Raw genomic sequence first — 20,925 nt, 5'->3', positions numbered from 1 at the left:
GCTAGGCCGCTTCAGCGGCCCGCGCGCGCCGGGCAATCGGCCATTCCCAGGGCTTGACACGGGGCGCCACTTCGCGCGCGACGGCCTCCACATGGCAGAGTTCCGCCTCGGTAAGGGCGGCGTGCAGGGTCAGGCGCACCATGGCCCGGTTACGGCTGGTGGCGGGCGCGCAAAAGACCGCGCCAAAAACGCCACGTTCCTCCAGGTGGTCGCGGAGCACCATGGTGTCGGGCTCGGTGCCGGCCTCCAGGGCAATGATCTGCTCCGTCCCCTGGTGGATCGGGTAGCCCATGTCCGACAGGCTGCTGCGCAACCGCAAGGTGTGCGCATGCAAGCGCTGCCTTTGCTCATCACGCTTGCCGATCACGGCAAGCGTGGCGCCCAGGCCGGCGATCTCATGGGGCAGGAGGCAGGAGCTGAAGATATTCGGATAGCTGGAACTCAGGATGTAGTAACGAAGCTCGGCAGGTGCGGTAAAAAAACCGCCACGCCCGGCAAAAGCCTTGGCGAGGCTGGCCGTGATGAAGTGCACCCTGTCCGTCAGGCCAAGTTCGGCGCACAGGCCTGCGCCACCCGGGCCGTGGGTGCCCAGGGAGTGCGACTCATCCACCAGAATCATGCAGCCGTGGCGTTCGGCCACTTCCACCATTTCGCGCAACGGACACAGGGCGCCGGTGGTGCTGTAGACCGAGTCGACCACCACCACTCCGGCGCCGTGCCGCGACAACACCCGATCCAGGTGTTCCGGGTCGTTGTGCCGGAAGGGATGGGCGGGCGCACGCGCCGCATGCGCACCCTCCCACAACGAAGTGTGCGCCAGCGTGTCGAGGTAAACCGGTGTCTGCGCGTCGGCAATGGCCTGCAACAGGCCCACGTTGGCGGCATAGCCGGACTGACAGACAAAACCGTCTTCTTTCCCGACCCATTGAGCCAGGGATTTTTCAAGCGCACGCGCCGGATGTTCGCCATGCACGAAGACGCCTGACTGGATCACGAATTCGCGGTCATTTCGCAAAGCCGCCACCTGGGCGCCCACGATGTCCGGATGACCGGTCACGCTGAGATAGTCATTGCCATCCAGCCGGACGGCATCGGGACCGGCGGTTCTGCCATGAAGAACAAACTTTCCTCCCCATTGCTGTTGCCAGCGCGGCGTGAATTCGCGTGCAATGCGCTGCCGCAAATGGGAAGACAGACCAGGATTGGCAGCAGGTTTTGTTACAGAAAGCGCTGGGGATTGCTGGAGAAGTTGGGCTTGCATGGTGATCCTTGTGAAAAAGTACCACCATTGAAATTGAATTTAACAATTTAGAAGCCGCCACCCCTGTCAAGATTGACAGGGGTCCAAGCCCAAAAAACGCGTTTAGGTGTAGTGACTAACTTAAATCACTACCTTGGTATTACTTGTTCAGGTCGCCCGGTAAGCGCCCGTCAGGCTCAAGGCTGCCAGGGCCATGATTTTTGCGCTGTCCACCAGTTCCTGGATGCCCACATATTCATCGGGCTGGTGCGCCAGATCCAGGATGCCGGGGCCGTAGGCGATGCAGGCATCCAGCTTGCCGGTGCGCACGATGTGTTTCTGGTCATAAGTGCCCGGGCTGGAGATGTAGCTGGCTTCGCGGCCCAGCACGCGCGCAATGGCCCGGGCCGTGGCCAGCACAACTGGCGCATCCCTGGGCGTGGCCGTCGGCACAAAACTCATGATGTCCTTGACGCCGTAGTCGAAGCCGGGCCGGCTGCGTTTGAGCTCCTCCAGCATGGCCACGATTTCAGCTTTCACGGCCTCCAGGTTCTCTTCGGCAATAAACCGGCGGTCCAGCACAGCGCGGCACGAGTGCGCCACCACGGGCGCCGGCAGATCACCAGCCGGCCGGCCGCGCGCATCCAGCGAAAACAGCTGCTCGACCTGCCCGCCGTGCAGGCTGTTGATATTGAGCGTGCTGACCCTTGCCCCGGGAGGCTCCACCGGCTCGCTGGTATGGCGCTGCGACAGCCTGGGCTGCAACTGCGTTTCCAGCAAATGGATAAAGGCGCTCATATGATTGATGGCACTGTCGCCCAGGAAAGGCATGGAGCCGTGGGCAATCCGGCCGCGGGTCTCGACCTCGCCCCACCACACACCGCGGTGGCCCAGGCAGATGCGGTCCACCCCCAGCGGCTCGGGGATGATCACGTGGTGCACGCGGGGCTTCGTGAAGTAGCCGCGTTCCGCCAGGTAACCCACGCCGGCAAAACCACCCGACTCTTCATCGACCGTGCCCGAAATTTCCAGGGCGCCCGGAAAATCCAGCCCCTCTTCCAGGATGGCTTCGCAGGCGATCACGCTGGATGCCAGCCCGCCTTTCATGTCGCAGGTGCCGCGGCCATAGACCTTGCCATCCCTGACCTCGCCGCCAAAAGGATCGGTGGTCCAGCCGGAACCGGCCTCGACCACATCGATATGGCTGTTGAAATGCACACACTCGCCAGCCGACTTTCCTTCGTAGCGGGCCACCACGTTGACCCGCGGGTGGGAATCATGGTCGCCGGGCGCTCCCTCGGCACGGATGTATTCGACTGCAAAACCGCGTTTTTCCAGCCTCTCCCCGAGCAGATGCGCGCAGGCTTCGTAGGCGTCGCCGGGCGGATTGATGGTGGGAATGCGAACCAGGTCTTGCGTCAGTGCCACCACTTCGGCGCGTTTTGATTCGATGCGTTTGAGCAGGCTGTCGTTGTTCATGCCAGCCAGTTTAGCGAACCGGTCCGGATACTGCACGGCCCTGGAGAGCGGGGAGTTACACGAAATGAGCGACCGCGGGAGTTGCCTTTCCAAGCCGGGGCCGCGGAACCGGCTTCGCCGGGCCGCAGGCGCAGCGGCCCCCTCGGGGGGCAGAGAGAGCTACACGAAGTGAGCGAACGTGGGGGCTCTAGTTCTGCTTCCACGGCAAGCCACGGCGGCGCCAGCCTCCGAGCATGCCGCGGTGAGCCTGCGCGTCGGGGTCCCCCTCGAAACCCTCCAGGATGTTGTAAGCCTCGATGCCCAGCTCGGCTGCGCGCCTGGCAGCGGCTACCGATCGCACACCACTGCGGCACAACATCAGGGCTTTCATGCCCGCCGGCACCGCGGCTTGCAGGTTCTGGTCAAACGCCGGGTTCATGGCCATTCCAGGCCACTGCTTCCAGGCCAGCGCCACCGCACCCGGCACAAACCCGACCCACTCACGCTCCGCATCGGTGCGCACATCAATCAGCACGGCCTGGCCTGCTTGCCACCACTGGAAGGCCAGTTCTGGCGACACATTGCCGGCATAACCGGGAGCAGGCTGTACCTGCAGCGTCCCGGGCTGCCCGGCGCCATGGCCGGCGCTCGGGGGATCGGAGCCTTTGCCCGCAGGTTCTGGAAGCTGAGAGTGGTTCATCGTCATCGATTCCGGTTGGTCGCAAAACAGGGCGCGAACATCGCACCGTGCCCCCCGGGGGAAGTTTAAGACTTTCGTGCACCGGCCTGGCGCACCGCAGCAGATTCACGACTGCTTGGAAATTTGGCAAAAGCTGACGACACCCACACGGCCAGAGTCTGAAAAACAGTTTCACCCCAATTAGCCCCAATCCTGGCGGCCCCGTTGGTAAAAACCCTCTCACAGGCACAGCAGTGATGGCAAAAGATAGTGCGCTAACCTTTTCACAACCGGAGACAAAAACCATGAACGAGATCAAGACCCCTCGCCGGCGCAGCCTGCTCAAGGGCGTAGCCGTCGCCGCGGGCGCCGGTGCCATGTCCGCACCGATGCTGGCGACCGCGCAAACCGCCACCACGCTGCGCTTCCAGAGCACGTGGCCGGCCAAAGACATCTTCCATGAATATGCCAATGACTTCGCCAAGAAGGTCAACGACATGGCTGGTGGCAAGCTCAAGATCGAAGTGCTGCCAGCAGGCGCGGTTGTTCCGCCCTTCCAGTTGCTGGAAGCCGTCAACAAGGGCACGCTGGACGGCGGTCATGGTGTGGTCGCTTATCACTATGGCAAAAACTCCGCCCTGGCGCTGTGGGGTTCAGGCCCCGGCTATGGCATGGATGCCAACATGGTGCTGGCCTGGCACAACTACGGTGGCGGCAAGGCACTGCTGGAAGAAATCTACAAGACCATCAACATGGACGTGGTGTCCTACCTGTATGGCCCCATGACCACGCAGCCGCTGGGCTGGTTCAAGAAACCGATCGCCAAAGTGGAAGACATGAAAGGCCTGAAATTCCGTACCGTCGGCCTGGCTGTTGACATGTTCACGGTGATGGGGACTGCCGTGAATCCGCTGCCCGGCGGCGAGATCGTGCCCGCGCTGGACCGTGGCCTGATCGATGCGGCCGAGTTCAACAATGCCTCGAGTGATCGCGTCCTGGGCTTCCCCGACGTGGTCAAGAACTGCATGCTGCAGAGCTTCCACCAGAGCGGCGAGCAATTCGAAATCCTGTTCAACAAGGGCAAGTACAACGCCCTTCCGCAAGAGTTGCGCTCCATCATCGACTACGCAGTCCAGGCCGCCAGCGCCGACATGAGCTGGAAAGCGATCGACCGCAATTCCCAGGACTACGAAGCCATGAAAAAGCAGGGCATCAAGTTCTACAAGACGCCGGATGCGGTGCTGCGCGCGCAGCTCGCTGCGTGGGACGCCACCATTGCCAAGAAGGCCACTGAAAATCCAGTGTTCAAGAAGGTGCTCGACTCGCAACGCGCCTTTGCCCAGCGCGCCGGCCAGTGGCACAACGACTACACGGTCGATTTCAAAATGGCCTACAACCATTATTTCAACAAGAAAAAAGCCTGATCCCGGGTTTTGCCTGAGTACGCCAGCCATCCGGTCGTTCTGGATGGCTGGTTTTGTTTTGTGACGTCCCGCACCTAGTGTCCGGGTCAACGAGTAGCTCCATGAACGTACAAAAACTTATTCACACCGCTGACCACATCAGCACCTGGGTCGGCAAGGCGGCGGCCTGGCTGATCGTGGTGCTGATGCTTCTGGTTTGCGCCGAGGTTTTCAAGCGCTATGCGCTCAATGCCCCGACGGCCTGGATTTATGACGCCAACAACATGCTGTACGGCACGCTATTCATGCTGGGCGGGGCCTACGCCCTGGCGCATGACGGCCATGTCCGCGGAGATTTTTTTTACGGCAGCCTCAAGCCCCGCACCCAGGCAACGCTGGATTTCGTGCTTTACCTGGTATTTTTCATCCCCGGCATCGCGGCACTGACCTGGGCCGGCTGGACTTATTTCCAGGACTCGCTGGCCATCCACGAGCAGACCTTCAACGCCGACCCGATTCCGGTCTACCCTTTCAAGTTCATCATTCCGCTGGCCGGTTCGATTGTGCTGATGCAGGGTATTTCGGAAATGCTTCGTTGTCTTGTCTGCATCCGCACTGGCGCCTGGACGCCGCGACTGCAGGATGCCGAAGAGTCCGATGTGGTCGCGCAGCAGTTGGCCGGTAGCGAATATGTCGACGAGGAAGCCAAGCAGCTGGCCATCGAGAAGTCCAAAGGGATGAAGGGTTAAGTCATGAGCAATGCAGCACTCGGCATGACCATGCTTTGCCTCATCGTGGTTGTCATCATGATGGGTTTTCCGACAGCTTTCACTCTGATGGGTCTGGGCATGTTGTTCGGCTACGCCGCCTTTTACGATCCCGCCGCATCCTGGCTGGACAACCGGATCTTCGACCTCATGGTGCAGCGCGCTTTTGGCGCCATGACCAACGAAACCTTGTTGTCGATACCGCTGTTTGTGCTGATGGGTTATGTCATGGAACGCGGCGCGCTGGTGGACAAGATGTTCCACAGTGTCCAGCTCGCGTTTCGCAGTGTGCCCGGCTCACTCGCGGTCACCACGCTGATCATCTGCACCTTCTGGGGCATTGCCAGCGGCCTGGTGGGCGCGGTGGTGGTGCTGATGGGCGTGATCGCGATGCGGCCCATGCTCAATGCCGGTTACGACACGCGGCTGGCTGCGGGCGTGATCACCGCCGGCGGCACGCTGGGCATCCTGATCCCGCCGTCGGTGATGATCATCGTGTACGCTGCGGTCGCTGGCCAGTCGGTGGTCAAGCTTTATGCCGCGGCCATGTTCCCCGGCTTCTTCCTGGCGCTGCTGTATCTGATCTACATCATCGGCTGGGTGCTGATCAATCCGAAAATTGCCCCGAAACTTCCGCCCGAGCAACTGCAGGTGCCGGTGTCGCCCTGGGTGGCCCATGTTTCCAGCGCCTATTCCCGCCGCATGCTGCCCGCCCTGGCTGCCGCGGTGGCGGCGCCAGGCAAGGCCCTGCGTGGCAGCGTCGAAGGCATGCGCATCACCCGTGGCCTGCTGGTCAAAAGTCTGGGGATGTCGCTGGTACCGGTGGCACTGGCGGCGGTGACGCTGGGTGCGGTCTGGTGGTACGTGGTGATTCATTCCCAGGAAGACAACAACGCCGCCAGCACGCCGCAGGTCACGGAGATCGCCAAGGCCGGTGCAGCTGCCACCGCCGCGTCGCCCGCGGCGGGCGGCTTGCAGGAGCCCACCAATGAAGGCGGTCTCCGTGAGCCGCCCAGCGAGGGCGGCCTGCAGGCGCCCCCGGGCTCCAGCGACGTGCAGGAACCACCGGCCGGCGGCAAAGGTGGGGCCGCGCCGGCCATGGAACAGTTCGGGGACCCGTCAGCCCAGGGGCCTCAAACCGCCGCCGTTCCGCCCGTCTTCTACACCGGCTTCTGGATCGCCTGCGCCCTGACCCTGCTGCTGCTGGCCTGGTATTACTGGCGCTTTGACGGCGAGCAGTTCGAGATCCTGCGCATGCTGGTGTCGTCGGTGATGCCGCTAGCCATCCTGACCTTTCTGGTGCTGGCGGTCATCCTGTTCGGCATCACCACGGCCACCGAATCAGCGGCGGTGGGTGCGGCGGGTGCCTTCCTGATGGCCTGGCACGCGCGCACCCTGAATTTCCAGCGCATCAAGGAAGCCGTGTTTCTGACTGCCAAGACCACCTCCATGGTGTGCTGGCTGTTTGTCGGCTCGGCCCTCTTCTCGGCCGTGTTCGCCCTGCTCGGCGGCCAGCGGGTGGTGGAGGAATGGGTGCTCTCCATGAACCTCTCGCCACTGCAGTTCCTGCTGCTGTCGCAGGCCATCATTTTTGTGCTGGGCTGGCCGTTGGAATGGACCGAGATCATCGTGATCTTTGTGCCCATTTTCCTGCCCTTGCTGCAGCATTTCCAGATCGACCCCATCCTGTGGGGTGTGCTGGTCTTCGTCAACCTGCAGGCAGCCTTCCTGTCGCCGCCCGTGGCCATGTCCGCCTTCTATCTGAAAGGGGTGTCGCCGGCACATGTCACGATCAACCAGATCTTCGCGGGCATGATGCCCTACATGCTGATCGTGATCCTGTGCATGGTGTTCATGTACATCTGGCCGGGCCTGACCTTGTGGCTGCCCAACTACCTCTATGGCGGGGGTTGAGCGACAAACACAGGTCGCCGCGCGCAGCGGCTGCCTACAAAAGGGGCGCCTTTGGGTGCCTTTTTTCATGAAAAAACGGTAAGATTGACGTTTACGTAAACGTCAACTTCCCACACGGAGACAGCCATGCCCAACGGCAACAGCAAGCGCACGGCCCTGCTGGCACCCTGGCAACCGCCCACCACCGGGCGGGGCCGGCCGTTTGGACTGTCTGGACTCAAGGCGTCGGCCAAGCCCTTCTCCACTGGGGACAAAAGCAACGACAAGGCGGCCGTGGACGCTCTGGCGATGGAGCTTGACGGCCTGCAGGACCTGTTTTACGCCGACAAGCGCTACAAGCTGCTGGTCCTGCTGCAGGGCACTGACACCTCCGGCAAGGACGGCACGATCCGCGCCGTGTTCAGCCGAACCAGCCCGCTGGGCGTGCACACCGTGGGCTGGAAAGCACCGAGCGAGGAGGAGCGGGCGCACGACTACCTGTGGCGCATCCACCGCCAGATGCCGGGGGCCGGCGAAACCATGATTTTCAATCGCAGCCACTACGAAGACGTGCTGGTCCCGGTGGTCAAGGGTTGGATCACCCCCGAGCAGACCGCGCAGCGCTTTGCCCACATCAACGCGTTCGAACACCTGCTTGCAGAAACCGGCACGGTGATCCTCAAGTTCATGCTGCACATCAGTTTTGAAGAACAGGGCCAGCGCCTGCAGGAGCGGGTGGACGATCCGACCAAACGCTGGAAGTTCGCCATGGGCGACCTGGAGGTACGCAAGCAGTGGGCCGACTACCAGCAGGCCTACGAGGCGCTGCTGGGGGCCACCAGCACCCCCTGGGCGCCCTGGACGGTGGTGCCTGCCGACTCCAAGACCCACCGCAACCTGATGGTGGCCACGCTGGTGCGCGACAAACTGAAGTCGCTGGACCTGCGTTACCCGCCTGACGATCCGGCGCTGGCCGGATTGAAGATCAAATAATCCCCACGAGACTACCCTCCAGAGAGTGCAGCCATGACCGACCTGTCCGCCGAATTCAAGGCCCTTGCCAGCTACCGCCCCACGCACAAGGTGCGATTCGTCACCGCCGCCAGCCTGTTTGACGGCCATGACGCCGCCATCAACATCATGCGGCGCATCCTGCAGGGCATGGGGGCCGAGGTGATTCACCTGGGCCACAACCGCAGTGTCGATGAAGTCGTCACCGCCGCACTGCAGGAAGACGCGCAGGGCATTGCCATCAGTTCCTACCAGGGCGGGCATGTCGAGTATTTCAAGTACATGGTGGACCTGCTCAAGAGCCGTGGGGGCGAGCACATCCAGGTGTTTGGCGGCGGCGGCGGCGTGATTGTTCCGCCGGAAATCCGTGAGCTGCACGCCTATGGCGTCACGCGCATCTACAGTCCCGAAGACGGCCAGAAAATGGGCCTGGCCGGCATGATCGGTGAGATGGTCATGCGCTGCGACAAGGACCTGACCGGTTTTGCACCTGCAGACGCCAAAGCCATTGAAGGCCATGGCGAGATGGCCTGGCGGGCGCTGGCACAACTTATCACGGCGCTCGAGAACGACAGGGCAAATCCGGCATTGGTCGAGACGTTGCGGGCGCAGGCTGCTATCAAAAAGATACCGGTGCTGGGTATCACCGGCACCGGCGGCGCCGGCAAGTCGTCGTTGACCGACGAGTTGATACGGCGCCTGCGGCTGGACCAGAACGACCAGCTGCGCGTGGCCGTCATCAGCATCGACCCCTCACGGCGCAAGAGCGGCGGCGCCCTGCTCGGTGACCGCATCCGGATGAACGCCATCAGCCCCTGGCAGCAGGGTCCTCGCGTTTTCATGCGCTCACTGGCCACACGCGAATTCGGCAGCGAGATCAGCAAGGCGCTGCCCGAAGTGATTGCCGCCTGCAAGGTAGCCGGCTTTGACCTGATTGTGGTCGAAACCTCGGGCATCGGCCAGGGCGATGCCGCCATCGTGCCGCTGGTGGATGTGCCCATGTATGTGATGACGCCGGAGTTCGGCGCCGCCAGTCAGCTCGAGAAAATCGACATGCTGGACTTCGCCGAGTTTGTCGCCATCAACAAGTTCGACCGAAAGGGCTCGCTCGACGCACTGCGCGATGTGGCCAAGCAGGTTCAGCGCAACAAGGAAGCCTGGGGCACCGCGCCCGACAAGATGCCGGTGTTCGGTACCATGGCCGCTCGCTTCAACGACGACGGCGTCACTGCGCTGTACCAGGCATTGAAGCCTCGCCTGGCCGGCCTCGGCCTGAAACTCTCTGAAGGTACCCTGCCCGTCGTCGATGTGCGCCACAGCACCAACCAGACACCGGTGGTGCCCGCGGCCCGCACGCGCTACCTGGCTGAAATCGCCGACACGGTGCGCAGCTACAAGAAACGCGGCCGGGAACAGGCCCAGCTGGCACGCGAGATCCAGCAACTGCGCGCCGCTGCCGACATGCTCACCGTGGGCAAGCCCGACAAGGCCAGGGCCGCGGAAGCAGCCATTGACCTGGCGGTGCAGCGCGAGCAGGTCCAGGACCCGGCCGCACGCAAGCTGTTGATCCAGTGGCCCGCCATGCAGCAGGCCTACGCCGGCGAAGAGTATGTGGTGAAAATCCGCGACAAGGAAATCCGCACGGCGCTGACCACGAAGTCCCTCTCGGGCACTACCATCCGCAAGGTGGCACTGCCGCAGTACGAAGACCATGGCGAAATCCTCAAGTGGCTGATGCTGGACAACGTGCCGGGCAGCTACCCCTACACCGCCGGTACCTTTGCCTTCAAGCGCGAGGGCGAAGACCCGACCCGCATGTTTGCCGGCGAAGGCGACGCCTTCCGCACCAACACGCGTTTCAAGCTGCTGAGCCAGGGCATGGCGGCCAAACGCCTGAGCACGGCCTTCGACTCGGTCACGCTGTACGGCAACGACCCCGACCTGCGGCCCGACATTTACGGCAAGGTCGGCAACAGCGGCGTGTCGATTGCCACGCTCGACGACATGAAGGTGCTGTACGACGGCTTTGACCTGTGCAGCCCCAGCACCTCGGTCAGCATGACCATCAACGGCCCGGCGCCCACGATTCTGGCGATGTTCATGAACACCGCCATCGACCAGAACCTCGAAAAATTCAGGGCCGACAACGGCCGTGAACCGACGGACACCGAAACCGAAAAAATCCGCGAATGGGTGCAGGAAAATGTGCGCGGCACGGTGCAGGCCGACATCCTGAAAGAAGACCAGGGCCAGAACACCTGCATCTTCTCGACCGAATTCAGCCTCAAGGTGATGGGCGACATCGCCGAATATTTTGTGCACAACCGCGTGCGCAATTTCTACAGTGTCTCCATCAGCGGTTACCACATCGCCGAAGCCGGCGCCAACCCGATTTCGCAACTGGCCTTCACGCTGTCCAACGGATTCACCTTTGTCGAAGCCTACCTGGCGCGCGGCATGCACATCGACGACTTCGCACCGAATCTGAGCTTTTTCTTTTCCAACGGCATGGACCCGGAATACACGGTGATGGGCCGCGTGGCGCGTCGCATCTGGGCCGTGGCGATGAAGGAAAAATACGGTGCCAACGAACGCAGCCAGAAGCTCAAGTATCACATCCAGACCTCGGGCCGCAGCCTGCACGCGCAGGAGATCCAGTTCAACGACATCCGCACCACGCTGCAGGCGCTGATTGCGATTTACGACAACTGCAACTCGCTGCATACCAACGCCTTTGACGAAGCCATCACCACACCGACCGAGGAGTCGGTGCGCCGCGCGATGGCGATCCAGCTCATCATCAACCGAGAGTGGGGGCTGGCGAAAAACGAAAACCCGTCACAGGGCGCGTTCATCATCGAGGAACTCACCGAGCTGCTGGAAGAAGCGGTGCTCAGCGAGTTCGAGCGCATCGCCGAGCGCGGCGGCGTGCTGGGCGCGATGGAAACCGGCTACCAGCGCGGCCGCATCCAGGACGAGTCCATGCATTACGAAATGCTCAAACACACGGGTGAGCTGCCCATCATCGGCGTCAACACCTTCCGCAACCCGCATGGCGACGCCGTGCAGGACAAGCTGGAACTGGCGCGCTCCACCGACGAGGAAAAACAGGGACAACTCAAGCGCCTGCAGGACTTCCACCAACGCCATGCCAAGGAATCCCCGGCCATGCTCAAGCGCCTGCAGCAGGCCGTGATTGCCAATAACAACGTGTTCGAGGTGCTGATGGACGCGGTACGCGTTTGCTCGCTCGGGCAGATCACCCACGCGCTGTTTGAAGTCGGTGGGCAGTACCGGCGGAATATGTAGGCCCCTCTCCTTCCCGCGAAACAGCCACGACACCGTCCCTACGGGAATAAGTCTCGCGGTGTGCCCGGCATGCCGTAAAGCGGCCGCAGGCAGAACTCCGAGTTCTGGCACGTCCTTTGCATGCTGCCCAGTTCCGTGCGGAAGAGAGCGCTCTACGGACAGCGGTTGACGCTGGGTGCCCTGGCAAGCGCTGTCTTGAATGAAGATGCTTCTCTGGGGGAGGTTTCAAAATGGTAAGCAGAGTTTTTCGGCACCTTGCCTCGGCCGGTCTGGCATGGGCCGCTTTCACAACCACCAGTCTCCACGCATCCAGCGTTACCGGCGCGCCACCGACCCCTCCCGCCAGCAAAGCCCAGCCCCCGCATGTGCAGGAAAATACCGTCAAGCCGGTCAAAACCAGAACGAAGCCAAAGCGCACACTGGGGACGAACCCGGCCATGCCGCTTTGGGAAGGCCCCTGGGGCCCGCACCATTGAACCGGAACCCCTGTCAGGCGCCCAGAACCTTGATGCCCGAAAGACATTGCGGCGCTGAGCCGCATGGTGGGTTGCATCATCGAAATGCTATCTTTTCAATAGCTGTCATCGCCCGCCCACAAAGGGCTATGACCCTGTTTTACTTTTGAATGGGCTACCCGACATCGAGATCCGGCCGGGTACCGGTCATCCCACGCCGTCAATACATCGCTGTCCAGAGCAGGGCAAGCCCCGAACAAAGCAGGAGTCCGTCGAGAAGATGCTGGAAGGTGCCGGCGCTCATTCGCAGCACCACGGCCTTTCCTGCAAAGGTGCCGGCCATCAGCGAAGCGCCCACCACAAGGCCCTGCAGCAGGATGCTGGACGGCAAGGCCCCGAACTCGTGGAAGGTCACCACCTTGCTGACATAAACCAGCAGCGAGCTGGCAGCTTCGGTGGCGAGAAACGCGCCCTTCAGCAATCCATAAGAGGTGAAAACCGGCACGCTGAGCGGGCCTGTCGAAAGCACGATACCGGTCAGGAATCCGACGGCTGCGCCCGCCGCGGCAAGCTGCCACAGCTGAATCCGGAAATCCAGCCGGGCGAACCAGCGCCGGGCCGGGATCATGCAGATGAAAAACAGGCCCAGCGCGATTTCAACAACCCTGGGCGGCAGTACCAGTAGCGTCCGGGCGCCCAGCGCAGCAGCAGGCACGGCGGTGACCGAGTAGGCTGCGACGGCTTTCCAGTCCACCTCGCGCCACCAGGCCAGCACACGCGCCAGATTGGCCATCACGGCTGCGACCGCCATGATGGGAATCGCCTGCCTGGGGCCGAAAGCGGCGACCAGGACGGGCATGAGAATGATGGATGAACCGGTGCCGATGATTCCGCTGACACAGCCGGCAAAAAGGCCCGCCAGCAGCACAAGCGCGTGGGAGGCCATGGTTGTCACACGCCCGACAAATCAGGCCGGTGGACGGGGGACAGTAGCCAGAGGGCTTAGCCGCCTTTGTGTGGGCGCTTGCCGGGGTTCTTTTTGCTGCGGGTCCAGGTGCCACGCTCGAGGCTGATCTTCTGGCCGCGGCCGGCTGTGCGGGTCATGCCGGGGGCGGGAACGGGCTTGGGGGCGCAGATGTCGGCTTCGACTCTGATTTTTTTGGACATGGAAGACTCCGGATTAGAAATTGGCAGAACCTGTGATTTTAAGCTACCTCGCCCGCCCCGCCGCCGCCAACCACCGCGCAGGGGGTTTCTCAGGCGCAAAGCGCAGCGAGGCTCTGCTCCCAGGCCTGCTTTTGTGCTGCCGACAGGACGCGGGCTTCAGGACATCCAGGCCATGGGGCGGGAGAGGCTCGGGTTCTTTTATTCGATGCTTGCGCCGGACGCCTGCACAATGCCGCGCCATTTCAGATAGTCGGCTTTCAGCAGGGCCGAAAACTGCTCGGCGGTCATGGTCTGCGTTTCAGCGCCTTGCGCCTGGATGGCCGCCTTCATTTCCGGCATGGCCAGCAGCTTGTTGACCTCGGCGTGGACTGTGTCCACCACCGGCTTGGGTGTACCGGCCGGCATGAAGAGCCCGTACCAGGTGCTCACATCAAAATCCTTGTAGCCCAGCTCCGCCACTGTGGGCACGTCGGGCAACGAGGTGCTGCGCCGGGCGGATGTCACTGCCAATGGCCGCAGCTTGCCGGCCTTGATCTGGGCCATGGCCGAAGGCAGGGACGACACCATCAGATCCACATTGCCCGCCAGCACATCCATCAGGGCGGGGTTCGAACCCTTGTAGGGGATGTGCCGGATCTTGATGTTTGCGGCCGTCTTGAAAATCTCGCCCGCCAGATGAATCGTTGTGCCGTTGCCGGGAGAGCCGTAGGTCACCGAATCGGGCGCAGCCTTTGCCGCGGCGACGACATCGGCCAGCGACTTGAAGCGCGAACCGGTGCCGGTCACGATCACCACCGGTGTGTAGGCCACATGGGCCACCGCCACCAGGTCCTTGGTCGGGTCGTAGCTCAGGTTTTTGTACAGCCAGGGCGCCACCACCAGGTTGTCCTTTTGCCCCATCACCATGTCGTAGCCGGTGGGCGCGGCGCGCACGAGTTCGGCAATTCCGATGGTGCCGCCGGCGCCGGCACGGTTGTCCGGCACCACATTCCATTTGCTCACTTCAGTGAGCTTGTTCGCCACCAGACGCGACAGGATGTCGGTACCGCCGCCGGGCGGGAAAGGCACGATCAGGCGCACGGGCTTGTTGGGAAAGGCCGGGGCTTGAGGCTGGGCCTGCGCGGTCAGCATCACGAGCACGAGACAGGTGAAAGACAAAAATGTCCGAAACATGGATGGAGTCTCCTGGGAGGTTTTATTTGCAGGCTTGAATGGAAGCGGCCATGCCACAACCCCAGCCTGATGGGCCTGCATTTTATGGCCGGACTCTAAAAAAGAACCGGCGGCCACGCCGCAATGCACGAGTGGTGACCTCTCGCCTGGCGATGGCGAAGGATTCAAAAAGGCTAAATCATTTCCAGCGCAACAGGGCCGGCTGGTGGATGAAAAAGCGCATCAAGTTCCGCAAGCTGCGCGGTGCTGAGCGTGATCTCCGCAGCTGCAAAGTTTTCCCTCAGCCGGTCCGGATGGCTGGTCTTGGGAATGGCGATGACACCGTCACGCGCCAGCAGCCATGCCAGCGCCGCCCGGCTGGCCAGCATGCCGTGGCGCTGCGCGAAGCCGGAGAGCCCGCGGTGTTGCAGGAGCCGGGCCTGCTCAATCGGCGAGTAAGCCATCACCGGCAGGCGGCGCTCCCGCATCCAGGGCAACAGGTCCCATTCGATGCCGCGGCGCGTCAGGTTGTAGAGCAGCTGGTTGGTCTGCACATCACGCCCGCCGGGCACCGTCCACAGCTCCTGCATGTCGGACAGGTCCAGGTTGCTCACGCCGTAGTGGCGAATCTTACCGGCTTTCTGCAGCGCCGCAAAAGCAGCCATGGTTTCGGCCAGTGGCACGGACCCGCGCCAGTGCAGGAGGTAGAGATCGATGCGGTCGGTCTGCAGGCGGCGCAGGCTGCGCTCGCAGGCGGCCACGGTGCCGGCCCGCGTGGCGTTATGCGGGTACACCTTGGTCACCAGAAACGCTTCATCGCGCCGCCCCTGAATGGCCTCGCCAACCAGCGTCTCCGCGAGGCCTTCGCCATACATCTCCGCGGTGTCTATCAGCGTGCAGCCCAGGTCCAAGCCCAGGCGCAGCGTGGCGATTTCCTGCGCGCGCCGCGCCGGTGTTTCGCCTATGCACCAGGTGCCCATGCCCAGGGCGCTGACGACTTCACCAGAAGGCAATGGAACGTTTTTCATCGCAACATTGTGGCGCTGCAGGAGCTACAGCGCCTGGCGCAGGGGCAAATTCAGCAGCAAATTCTGGGGCTTCAGTTTCACGACCTTGCCAGCACTCATCATCAGGCCCAGATAGACCGGTTTGCCCATCACGTCAGCGCGCATTTCCTGCGGATCGGCAAAGTCGAGCCTGAAGAGGCTGAGCAAGCGCTGCATGCGCTCGGGCTCCACGTCCCTGCCCTCGTAGAGGTCATTGAGCAGAGCCGTCGCCTCCACGTCCAGGCCCACGTGCCAGCGCCAGGCTTCGTCGTTTATCTTCTGCAGGGGCTTGATGTCGACCGCCACACCCAGAAAATGGGCCACCCACTTTTCCAGCACGCGTGCCAGCGCTTTCAGGCCGGAGCGGGCGCGTGTCATGGTGAACACCAGGCCGTGGCTCAGGTCGTTGCTGATCTCGTGCGTCAAATCAAGCAGGAAGTTGTGCCTGCCGCTGGCTTGCCAGTAGCCGGGCGCGTTCTCGTCGGTGAGCACCTGCATGTCAATGCTGCGCAGGGGCGCCTGGGCTTCCGCCAGAAAACGCCCGAAGTCGCCAAGCCCGCCGGTTTCGTTCAGCATGTCCAGCACCTCGCGGTCGCCCGTCAGCACCTGGCCGTCCTGCGTGGAAATACGCTGGCTGCGAAACAGCATTTCGGCGGCACGCACTTCATACACGTCGCCAGCGTCGTCAAGAATATTGCGCAGAATGGCCTGGGCCAGGAGATCAACGAACAGCGGCGGGATGCTGATGCTGCCGCTGCGAAACAAGCCGAGGTAATACGCCTCCAGGCTGCCCGCAGCTAGCAGCCCATCGCGAAAGCGCAGGAACAGGCCGTAACTTTCACGCGCGTCTTCGTCCTGCAAGGCCTGCAGCTCGGCGTCGGCCACAGGCCGGGCTGGCGCGGCCCGCAAGGCAGCGTGCAAGGCCTGCTCGGCGTGGCAGGACTCGGGCAGCAGCGCCAGCTCCGGGCGGTCCAGGAACAGGCGCAGGTAGTCGTCGGTGGGCAGCAGCCAGCCCCGGGCATTGCGCTGGAGCTGGATAAACCCGCTGGAAGGCCAGAAATTTTGCATGGTGGCCATCCTCTCACATTGGGCGGTGCACGCCTTCTGCACCCGTTTACTCCTGTTTTGATAGCTGCTTGCGACCGCTACATAAGGGCCGGAGTCCTATTTCGTTTGTCATCCAGGGCTGAAACCCCGGTTTGAGGTGGCACACCGCGACAGGAAGAAGCGCAGGTGTCAGGGTTGGCGCCGGTGTTTTTCGGCTTTGCGTACAGTAGAGCTGTTTGACACGTTCATTGGCGCAGCCGACGGAGACATCCCATGAACCCCATGACGAAACTGCCTGGTTATTCAGGCGCTCGCACCGCCTTGCTGGCAATGGTCCTGCTGACGCTGGGCCTGCCGGCCTGGGCGCAACTGCCCACCGTGACCACCCGCACCGAGACCTGGACGGGCAACGGCCCGCCACCCGACTACAACGCGTATGAACGGGACCGCTGGGAATGGCAGCGGCAGCAGCGCGAACACGAGCGCCGCCAGCGTGAGCTGACACGCCAGCAGGACCAGCAGATCCGCCAAAGCCAGGAGTCGCTGGGCCAGCGCGCCCTGCGCGAACAGGCCCAGCGCAACGGCACCTGGGTGCCTGAACGGCCCGGCCTCAGCGACCAGGAACTGGCCTGGCGGGAACAGCAGCACCTGCAGCGCGAGCAATGGCGGCAACAGCGAGACCTGACGCGCCAGGACGACCAGCGCGCGAGGCAGAGCGAAGAATCGATCGGCCAACGCGCCCTGCGCGAGCAGGCCCAGAAACATCGCAGCGAGGGAAGCCTCCCGAGCAACCGGCGTTAGCTGGCCTGCGCGCTGCGGTAGCGTTCGGCCTCCTGCTCCAGCCAGCCGCGAAACAGCGCCAGCACCGCGTTGTCGGACTTCTGTTCCGGATAGATGAAGTAATAACGCCGGTCGCTGAGAAACTCGTGCTCGATCAGCGGCACCAGCCGGCCCTGTTTCAGGTGGTCTTCAATCAGGAAACGCGGGATCAGGGCCAGGCCCTGGCCATGGATGGCGGCTTCGGTGGTTATGGAAAACAGCTCCATGCGTGCACCGGCCAGGTCATTCACTACACTCAATCCCAGCGATTCAAACCACTGCCGCCAGGCATAGGGCCGCGTGCTCATCTGCAACAGCGGCAGGTTCGCCAGGTCCGCGGCCTTGAGGGTGCGCCGCGTCTTGACCAGCGCCGGGCTGCCGACAGCGACGAGGCGCTCGTCCATGAGGAAGCAGGACTCGGTGCCGGGCCAGCCGGCTTCACCCGCAAAAATGGCCGCGTCCAGCGCCGTATCGGCAAACAGGAAGGGCCGCGTGCGCGAAGAAAGGTGCACCGCAATGTCAGGGTACAGGCGCTGAAACCCGCCCAGCCGCGGCACCAGCCACTTGGCGGCAAAAGTCGGCACCACACCGAGCTCCAGCGCCCCGCCCGCGCCGCCCTTGGCCATCAGGGCCAGGGTGTCACGCTCCACGTCGTCCAGGCGGGCGCGCACATTGCGGGCATAGTTGGTGCCCGCTTCAGTCAGCAGCACGCCGCGTTTGGTGCGCCTGAACAGCTTGACCTTCAGGAAGTCCTCGAGCCCGGCAATCTGCCGGCAGACGGCGCTCTGCGTGACCGCGTGTTCCTGCGCGGCATGGGTGAAACTCTGGTGCCGGGCGGCTGACTCAAACAGCGCCAGCGCCGTGGTGGAGGGAATTTTCCGTCGCATGGTGGGCTCCTGCAGTTTGCGCTGGTTTGGAGTTCCATTTTTGCACAATTCAGTTCCAAATCGTCTGTTGCGCGCCAGGCCAGGCTAGGCGTATGCTTGTGCCATTCCTTGCTTCACCCACCTCCTGAGTTGCAATTTCAGCACACAGTGAGGCTTCAACTTCCTTTGGAGACATCCCCATGAGCCCCAGCCCCCACAAAGCCAGCTTCCACTGGGCCGACCCCCTGCTGCTCGACCAGCAGCTGAGCGAAGACGAACGCATGGTGCGCGACACCGCCAGCGCCTACTGCCAAGAGCAGCTGGCACCGCGCGTGCTGGAAGCCTTCCGCCACGAAAAAACCGATGCCTCGATCTTTCGCGAGATGGGTTCGCTGGGCCTGCTCGGCAGCACGATTCCCGAAGCCTACGGCGGCGCCGGCCTGAACTACGTCTGTTACGGCCTGGTTGCGCGCGAAGTCGAGCGTGTCGATTCCGGCTACCGCTCCATGATGAGTGTGCAGTCCTCGCTGGTGATGGTGCCCATCAACGAGTTCGGCAACGAAGCCACGAAACAGAAATACCTGCCGAAACTAGCCACCGGAGAATGGATTGGCTGCTTCGGCCTGACCGAGCCCAACCACGGCTCCGACCCCGGCAGCATGATCACGCGCGCCAAAAAGGTGGATGGCGGCTACAAGCTCTCGGGCGCCAAGATGTGGATCACCAACAGCCCGATCGCCGACGTGTTTGTGGTCTGGGCCAAAGACGACGAAGGTGCGATCCGCGGCTTTGTGCTGGAAAAAGGCTGGAAAGGCCTGAGCACCCCGGCCGTGCACGGCAAGGTCGGCCTGCGCGCCTCCATCACCGGCGAGATCGTCATGGACGAAGTCTTCTGCCCCGAGGAAAACGCCTTCCCCGAGGTGCGTGGCCTCAAGGGCCCGTTCACCTGCCTCAACTCGGCCCGCTACGGCATTGCCTGGGGTGCCCTGGGCGCGGCCGAAGACTGCTTCCACAAGGCACGCCAGTACACGCTGGACCGCAAGCAGTTCGGCCGGCCGCTGGCCGCCAACCAGCTGATCCAGAAAAAACTCGCCGACATGGAAACCGAAATCGCACTCGGCCTGCAGGGCTGCCTGCGCCTGGGCCGCATGAAGGACGAAGGCACGGCCTCTGTGGAAGTCACCTCCATCATGAAGCGCAACTCCTGCGGCAAGGCCCTCGACATTGCCCGCATGGCGCGCGACATGCTGGGCGGCAACGGCATCAGCGACGAATTCGGCGTGGCGCGGCACCTGGTCAATCTCGAAGTGGTCAACACCTACGAAGGCACACACGATGTGCATGCGCTGATCCTGGGCCGCGCCATCACCGGCATTTCCGCGTTTTCCTGAAGCCATGACAGCCCCCGCTGTTCGCCCGCCGCCGCTGACTGGCGTGCGGGTGCTGGATCTGTCGCGTGTGCTCGCCGGCCCGTGGGCCGGGCAGTTGCTCGCCGACCTGGGCGCCGACGTGGTGAAAGTCGAAAAACCGCAGGGTGGCGACGACACCCGCGCCTGGGGCCCGCCCTACCTGAAGGACGCTTCGGGCCGTGACACCACCGAGGCCGCCTACTTTCTCTGCGCCAACCGCAACAAGCGCTCGGTCGCCATCGACATCGCCACACCCGAAGGGCAGGCGCAGGTGCGCGCGCTGGCGCAACAGGCCGACGTGGTGCTGGAGAACTTCAAGGTCGGCGGGCTCAAGCGTTACGGCCTCGACTATGCGAGCCTGAGCGCGGCCAACCCGCGCCTTGTCTACTGCTCAATCACCGGCTTCGGCCAGACCGGTCCTTACGCGGCGCGCGCGGGTTACGACTTCCTGATCCAGGGCATGGGCGGGCTGATGAGTGTGACCGGCCGGCCTGATGGCGAGGCCGGCGCCGGCCCGCAAAAAGTGGGTGTGGCGCTGACCGACATCATGACCGGCCTGTACGCCACGATTGCCGTGCAGGCCGCCCTGGCCGAGCGCGAGAAGTCAGGCTTGGGCCAACACATCGACCTGGCACTGCTGGACGTGCAGATCGCCTGCCTGGCGAACCAGGCGTCCAACTACCTGGCGGGCGGACTGGTGCCACGCCGCATGGGCAATGCGCATCCGAACATCGTGCCCTACCAGGACTTTCCGACGGCCGACGGCGACATCATCCTCGCGGTGGGCAACGACGAGCAGTTTGCAAAATTCTGCAAGGTCGCGGACCACCCCGAGTGGTCGGCCGACGCGCGCTTTACCACCAACGCGCAGCGTGTGGCGAACCGCGCCGTGCTCGTGCCCCTGCTGCGCCAGGCCACCGTGATGCGGACTTCGGCCGACTGGATTGCTGCGCTCGAAGCCGCCGGCGTGCCCTGCGGTCCGATCAACCGCATCGATGAAGTGTTTGCCGACCCGCAGGTGCGCGCACGCGGCCTGCACATCAACATGCCGCATGCGCTGGCCGGCGACGTGCCCTTGGTGGCCAACCCGATTCGCCTGTCGGGCTCACCGGTGGCTTACCAGCGGCCGCCGCCCATGCTGGGGCAGCACACGGCCGAGGTGCTGGCGCAATGGCTGGGTGTTCAAGAGCCGGCGTAGCACTCG

At 63.2% G+C, this 20,925-nt stretch carries 17 protein-coding genes; 8 read left to right on the top strand and 9 right to left on the bottom strand.

Annotated features, from left to right (window positions below; genetic code table 11):
* Position 1 precedes the first annotated feature (1 nt).
* From cqsA to WA904_RS15590, 3 genes are all read right to left on the bottom strand, one after another.
* A complete protein-coding gene (cqsA, locus tag WA904_RS15600; protein ID WP_425198038.1) occupies positions 2-1,261 on the bottom strand; it encodes an alpha-hydroxyketone-type quorum-sensing autoinducer synthase in 1,260 nt (419 codons plus the stop codon).
* A 147-nt stretch (positions 1,262-1,408) separates the two neighbouring features.
* Positions 1,409-2,719, bottom strand: a complete 1,311-nt coding sequence (locus WA904_RS15595; RefSeq protein ID WP_425198037.1) for an acetylornithine deacetylase/succinyl-diaminopimelate desuccinylase family protein — start codon at positions 2,717-2,719, stop codon at positions 1,409-1,411.
* A gap of 187 nt (positions 2,720-2,906) precedes the next feature.
* Positions 2,907-3,398, bottom strand: coding sequence for a rhodanese-like domain-containing protein (locus tag WA904_RS15590; protein WP_425198036.1), 492 nt, complete (start codon positions 3,396-3,398; stop codon positions 2,907-2,909).
* 284 nt (positions 3,399-3,682) lie between these two features.
* Between WA904_RS15590 and WA904_RS15585 the strand changes: the two genes are divergently transcribed.
* The 5 genes from WA904_RS15585 (at position 3,683) to icmF (ending at position 11,760) form a co-directional block, all read left to right on the top strand.
* Complete coding sequence (locus WA904_RS15585; RefSeq protein ID WP_425198035.1) at positions 3,683-4,801, top strand: TRAP transporter substrate-binding protein; 1,119 nt, start codon at positions 3,683-3,685, stop codon at positions 4,799-4,801.
* A 101-nt stretch (positions 4,802-4,902) separates the two neighbouring features.
* Positions 4,903-5,529: a TRAP transporter small permease subunit gene (locus tag WA904_RS15580; protein ID WP_425198034.1), complete on the top strand. Its 627-nt coding sequence runs from the start codon at positions 4,903-4,905 to the stop codon at positions 5,527-5,529.
* A 3-nt stretch (positions 5,530-5,532) separates the two neighbouring features.
* Positions 5,533-7,461: a TRAP transporter large permease gene (locus WA904_RS15575; protein ID WP_425198033.1), complete on the top strand. Its 1,929-nt coding sequence runs from the start codon at positions 5,533-5,535 to the stop codon at positions 7,459-7,461.
* Between the two features lie 126 nt (positions 7,462-7,587).
* Positions 7,588-8,433: a PPK2 family polyphosphate kinase gene (locus tag WA904_RS15570; protein ID WP_425198032.1), complete on the top strand. Its 846-nt coding sequence runs from the start codon at positions 7,588-7,590 to the stop codon at positions 8,431-8,433.
* Positions 8,434-8,466: 33 nt separating this feature from the next.
* Positions 8,467-11,760: a fused isobutyryl-CoA mutase/GTPase IcmF gene (icmF, locus tag WA904_RS15565; protein WP_425198031.1), complete on the top strand. Its 3,294-nt coding sequence runs from the start codon at positions 8,467-8,469 to the stop codon at positions 11,758-11,760.
* A 675-nt stretch (positions 11,761-12,435) separates the two neighbouring features.
* Here the strand turns inward: icmF and WA904_RS15560 are convergent.
* The 5 genes from WA904_RS15560 to WA904_RS15540 form a co-directional block, all read right to left on the bottom strand.
* Positions 12,436-13,161 (bottom strand): sulfite exporter TauE/SafE family protein, encoded by a 726-nt coding sequence (locus WA904_RS15560; RefSeq protein WP_425198030.1) that lies wholly within the window; start codon positions 13,159-13,161, stop codon positions 12,436-12,438.
* Between the two features lie 56 nt (positions 13,162-13,217).
* Entirely contained in the window at positions 13,218-13,382 is a 165-nt protein-coding gene (locus WA904_RS15555) for a hypothetical protein (protein WP_168173476.1), read from the bottom strand.
* Positions 13,383-13,580: 198 nt separating this feature from the next.
* Entirely contained in the window at positions 13,581-14,555 is a 975-nt protein-coding gene (locus WA904_RS15550) for a Bug family tripartite tricarboxylate transporter substrate binding protein (protein ID WP_425198029.1), read from the bottom strand.
* 173 nt (positions 14,556-14,728) lie between these two features.
* Positions 14,729-15,562: an aldo/keto reductase gene (locus WA904_RS15545; protein WP_425198028.1), complete on the bottom strand. Its 834-nt coding sequence runs from the start codon at positions 15,560-15,562 to the stop codon at positions 14,729-14,731.
* A 24-nt stretch (positions 15,563-15,586) separates the two neighbouring features.
* Positions 15,587-16,648 (bottom strand): DUF6352 family protein, encoded by a 1,062-nt coding sequence (locus tag WA904_RS15540; protein ID WP_425198027.1) that lies wholly within the window; start codon positions 16,646-16,648, stop codon positions 15,587-15,589.
* Positions 16,649-16,900: 252 nt separating this feature from the next.
* Here WA904_RS15540 and WA904_RS15535 point away from each other — a divergent pair, with 252 nt between their 5' ends.
* The gene (locus WA904_RS15535) at positions 16,901-17,428 is read left to right on the top strand and encodes a hypothetical protein (RefSeq protein ID WP_425198026.1); all 528 of its coding nucleotides are present in this window, start codon (positions 16,901-16,903) and stop codon (positions 17,426-17,428) included.
* On the opposite strand, the gene WA904_RS15530 is transcribed toward WA904_RS15535, so the two are convergent.
* Positions 17,425-18,333 carry a LysR substrate-binding domain-containing protein gene (locus WA904_RS15530; protein ID WP_425198025.1) on the bottom strand — a complete coding sequence of 303 codons (909 nt, stop codon included), beginning with the start codon at positions 18,331-18,333 and terminating at the stop codon, positions 17,425-17,427. The genes WA904_RS15535 and WA904_RS15530 overlap by 4 nt on opposite strands.
* A 179-nt stretch (positions 18,334-18,512) precedes the next feature.
* On the opposite strand from WA904_RS15530, the gene WA904_RS15525 reads away from it, so the two are divergent.
* Both WA904_RS15525 and WA904_RS15520 read left to right on the top strand, forming a co-directional pair.
* A complete protein-coding gene (locus tag WA904_RS15525) occupies positions 18,513-19,703 on the top strand; it encodes an acyl-CoA dehydrogenase (RefSeq protein ID WP_425198024.1) in 1,191 nt (396 codons plus the stop codon).
* A gap of 4 nt (positions 19,704-19,707) precedes the next feature.
* Positions 19,708-20,919, top strand: coding sequence for a CaiB/BaiF CoA transferase family protein (locus tag WA904_RS15520; RefSeq protein ID WP_425198023.1), 1,212 nt, complete (start codon positions 19,708-19,710; stop codon positions 20,917-20,919).
* Positions 20,920-20,925 lie beyond the last annotated feature (6 nt).

Source organism: Polaromonas sp. (assembly GCF_049790275.1).
Taxonomy (GTDB): domain Bacteria; phylum Pseudomonadota; class Gammaproteobacteria; order Burkholderiales; family Burkholderiaceae_C; genus Polaromonas.
Note: the sequence above shows the minus strand (reverse complement) of the source record. Positions and strands in the feature narration are given on the sequence as shown.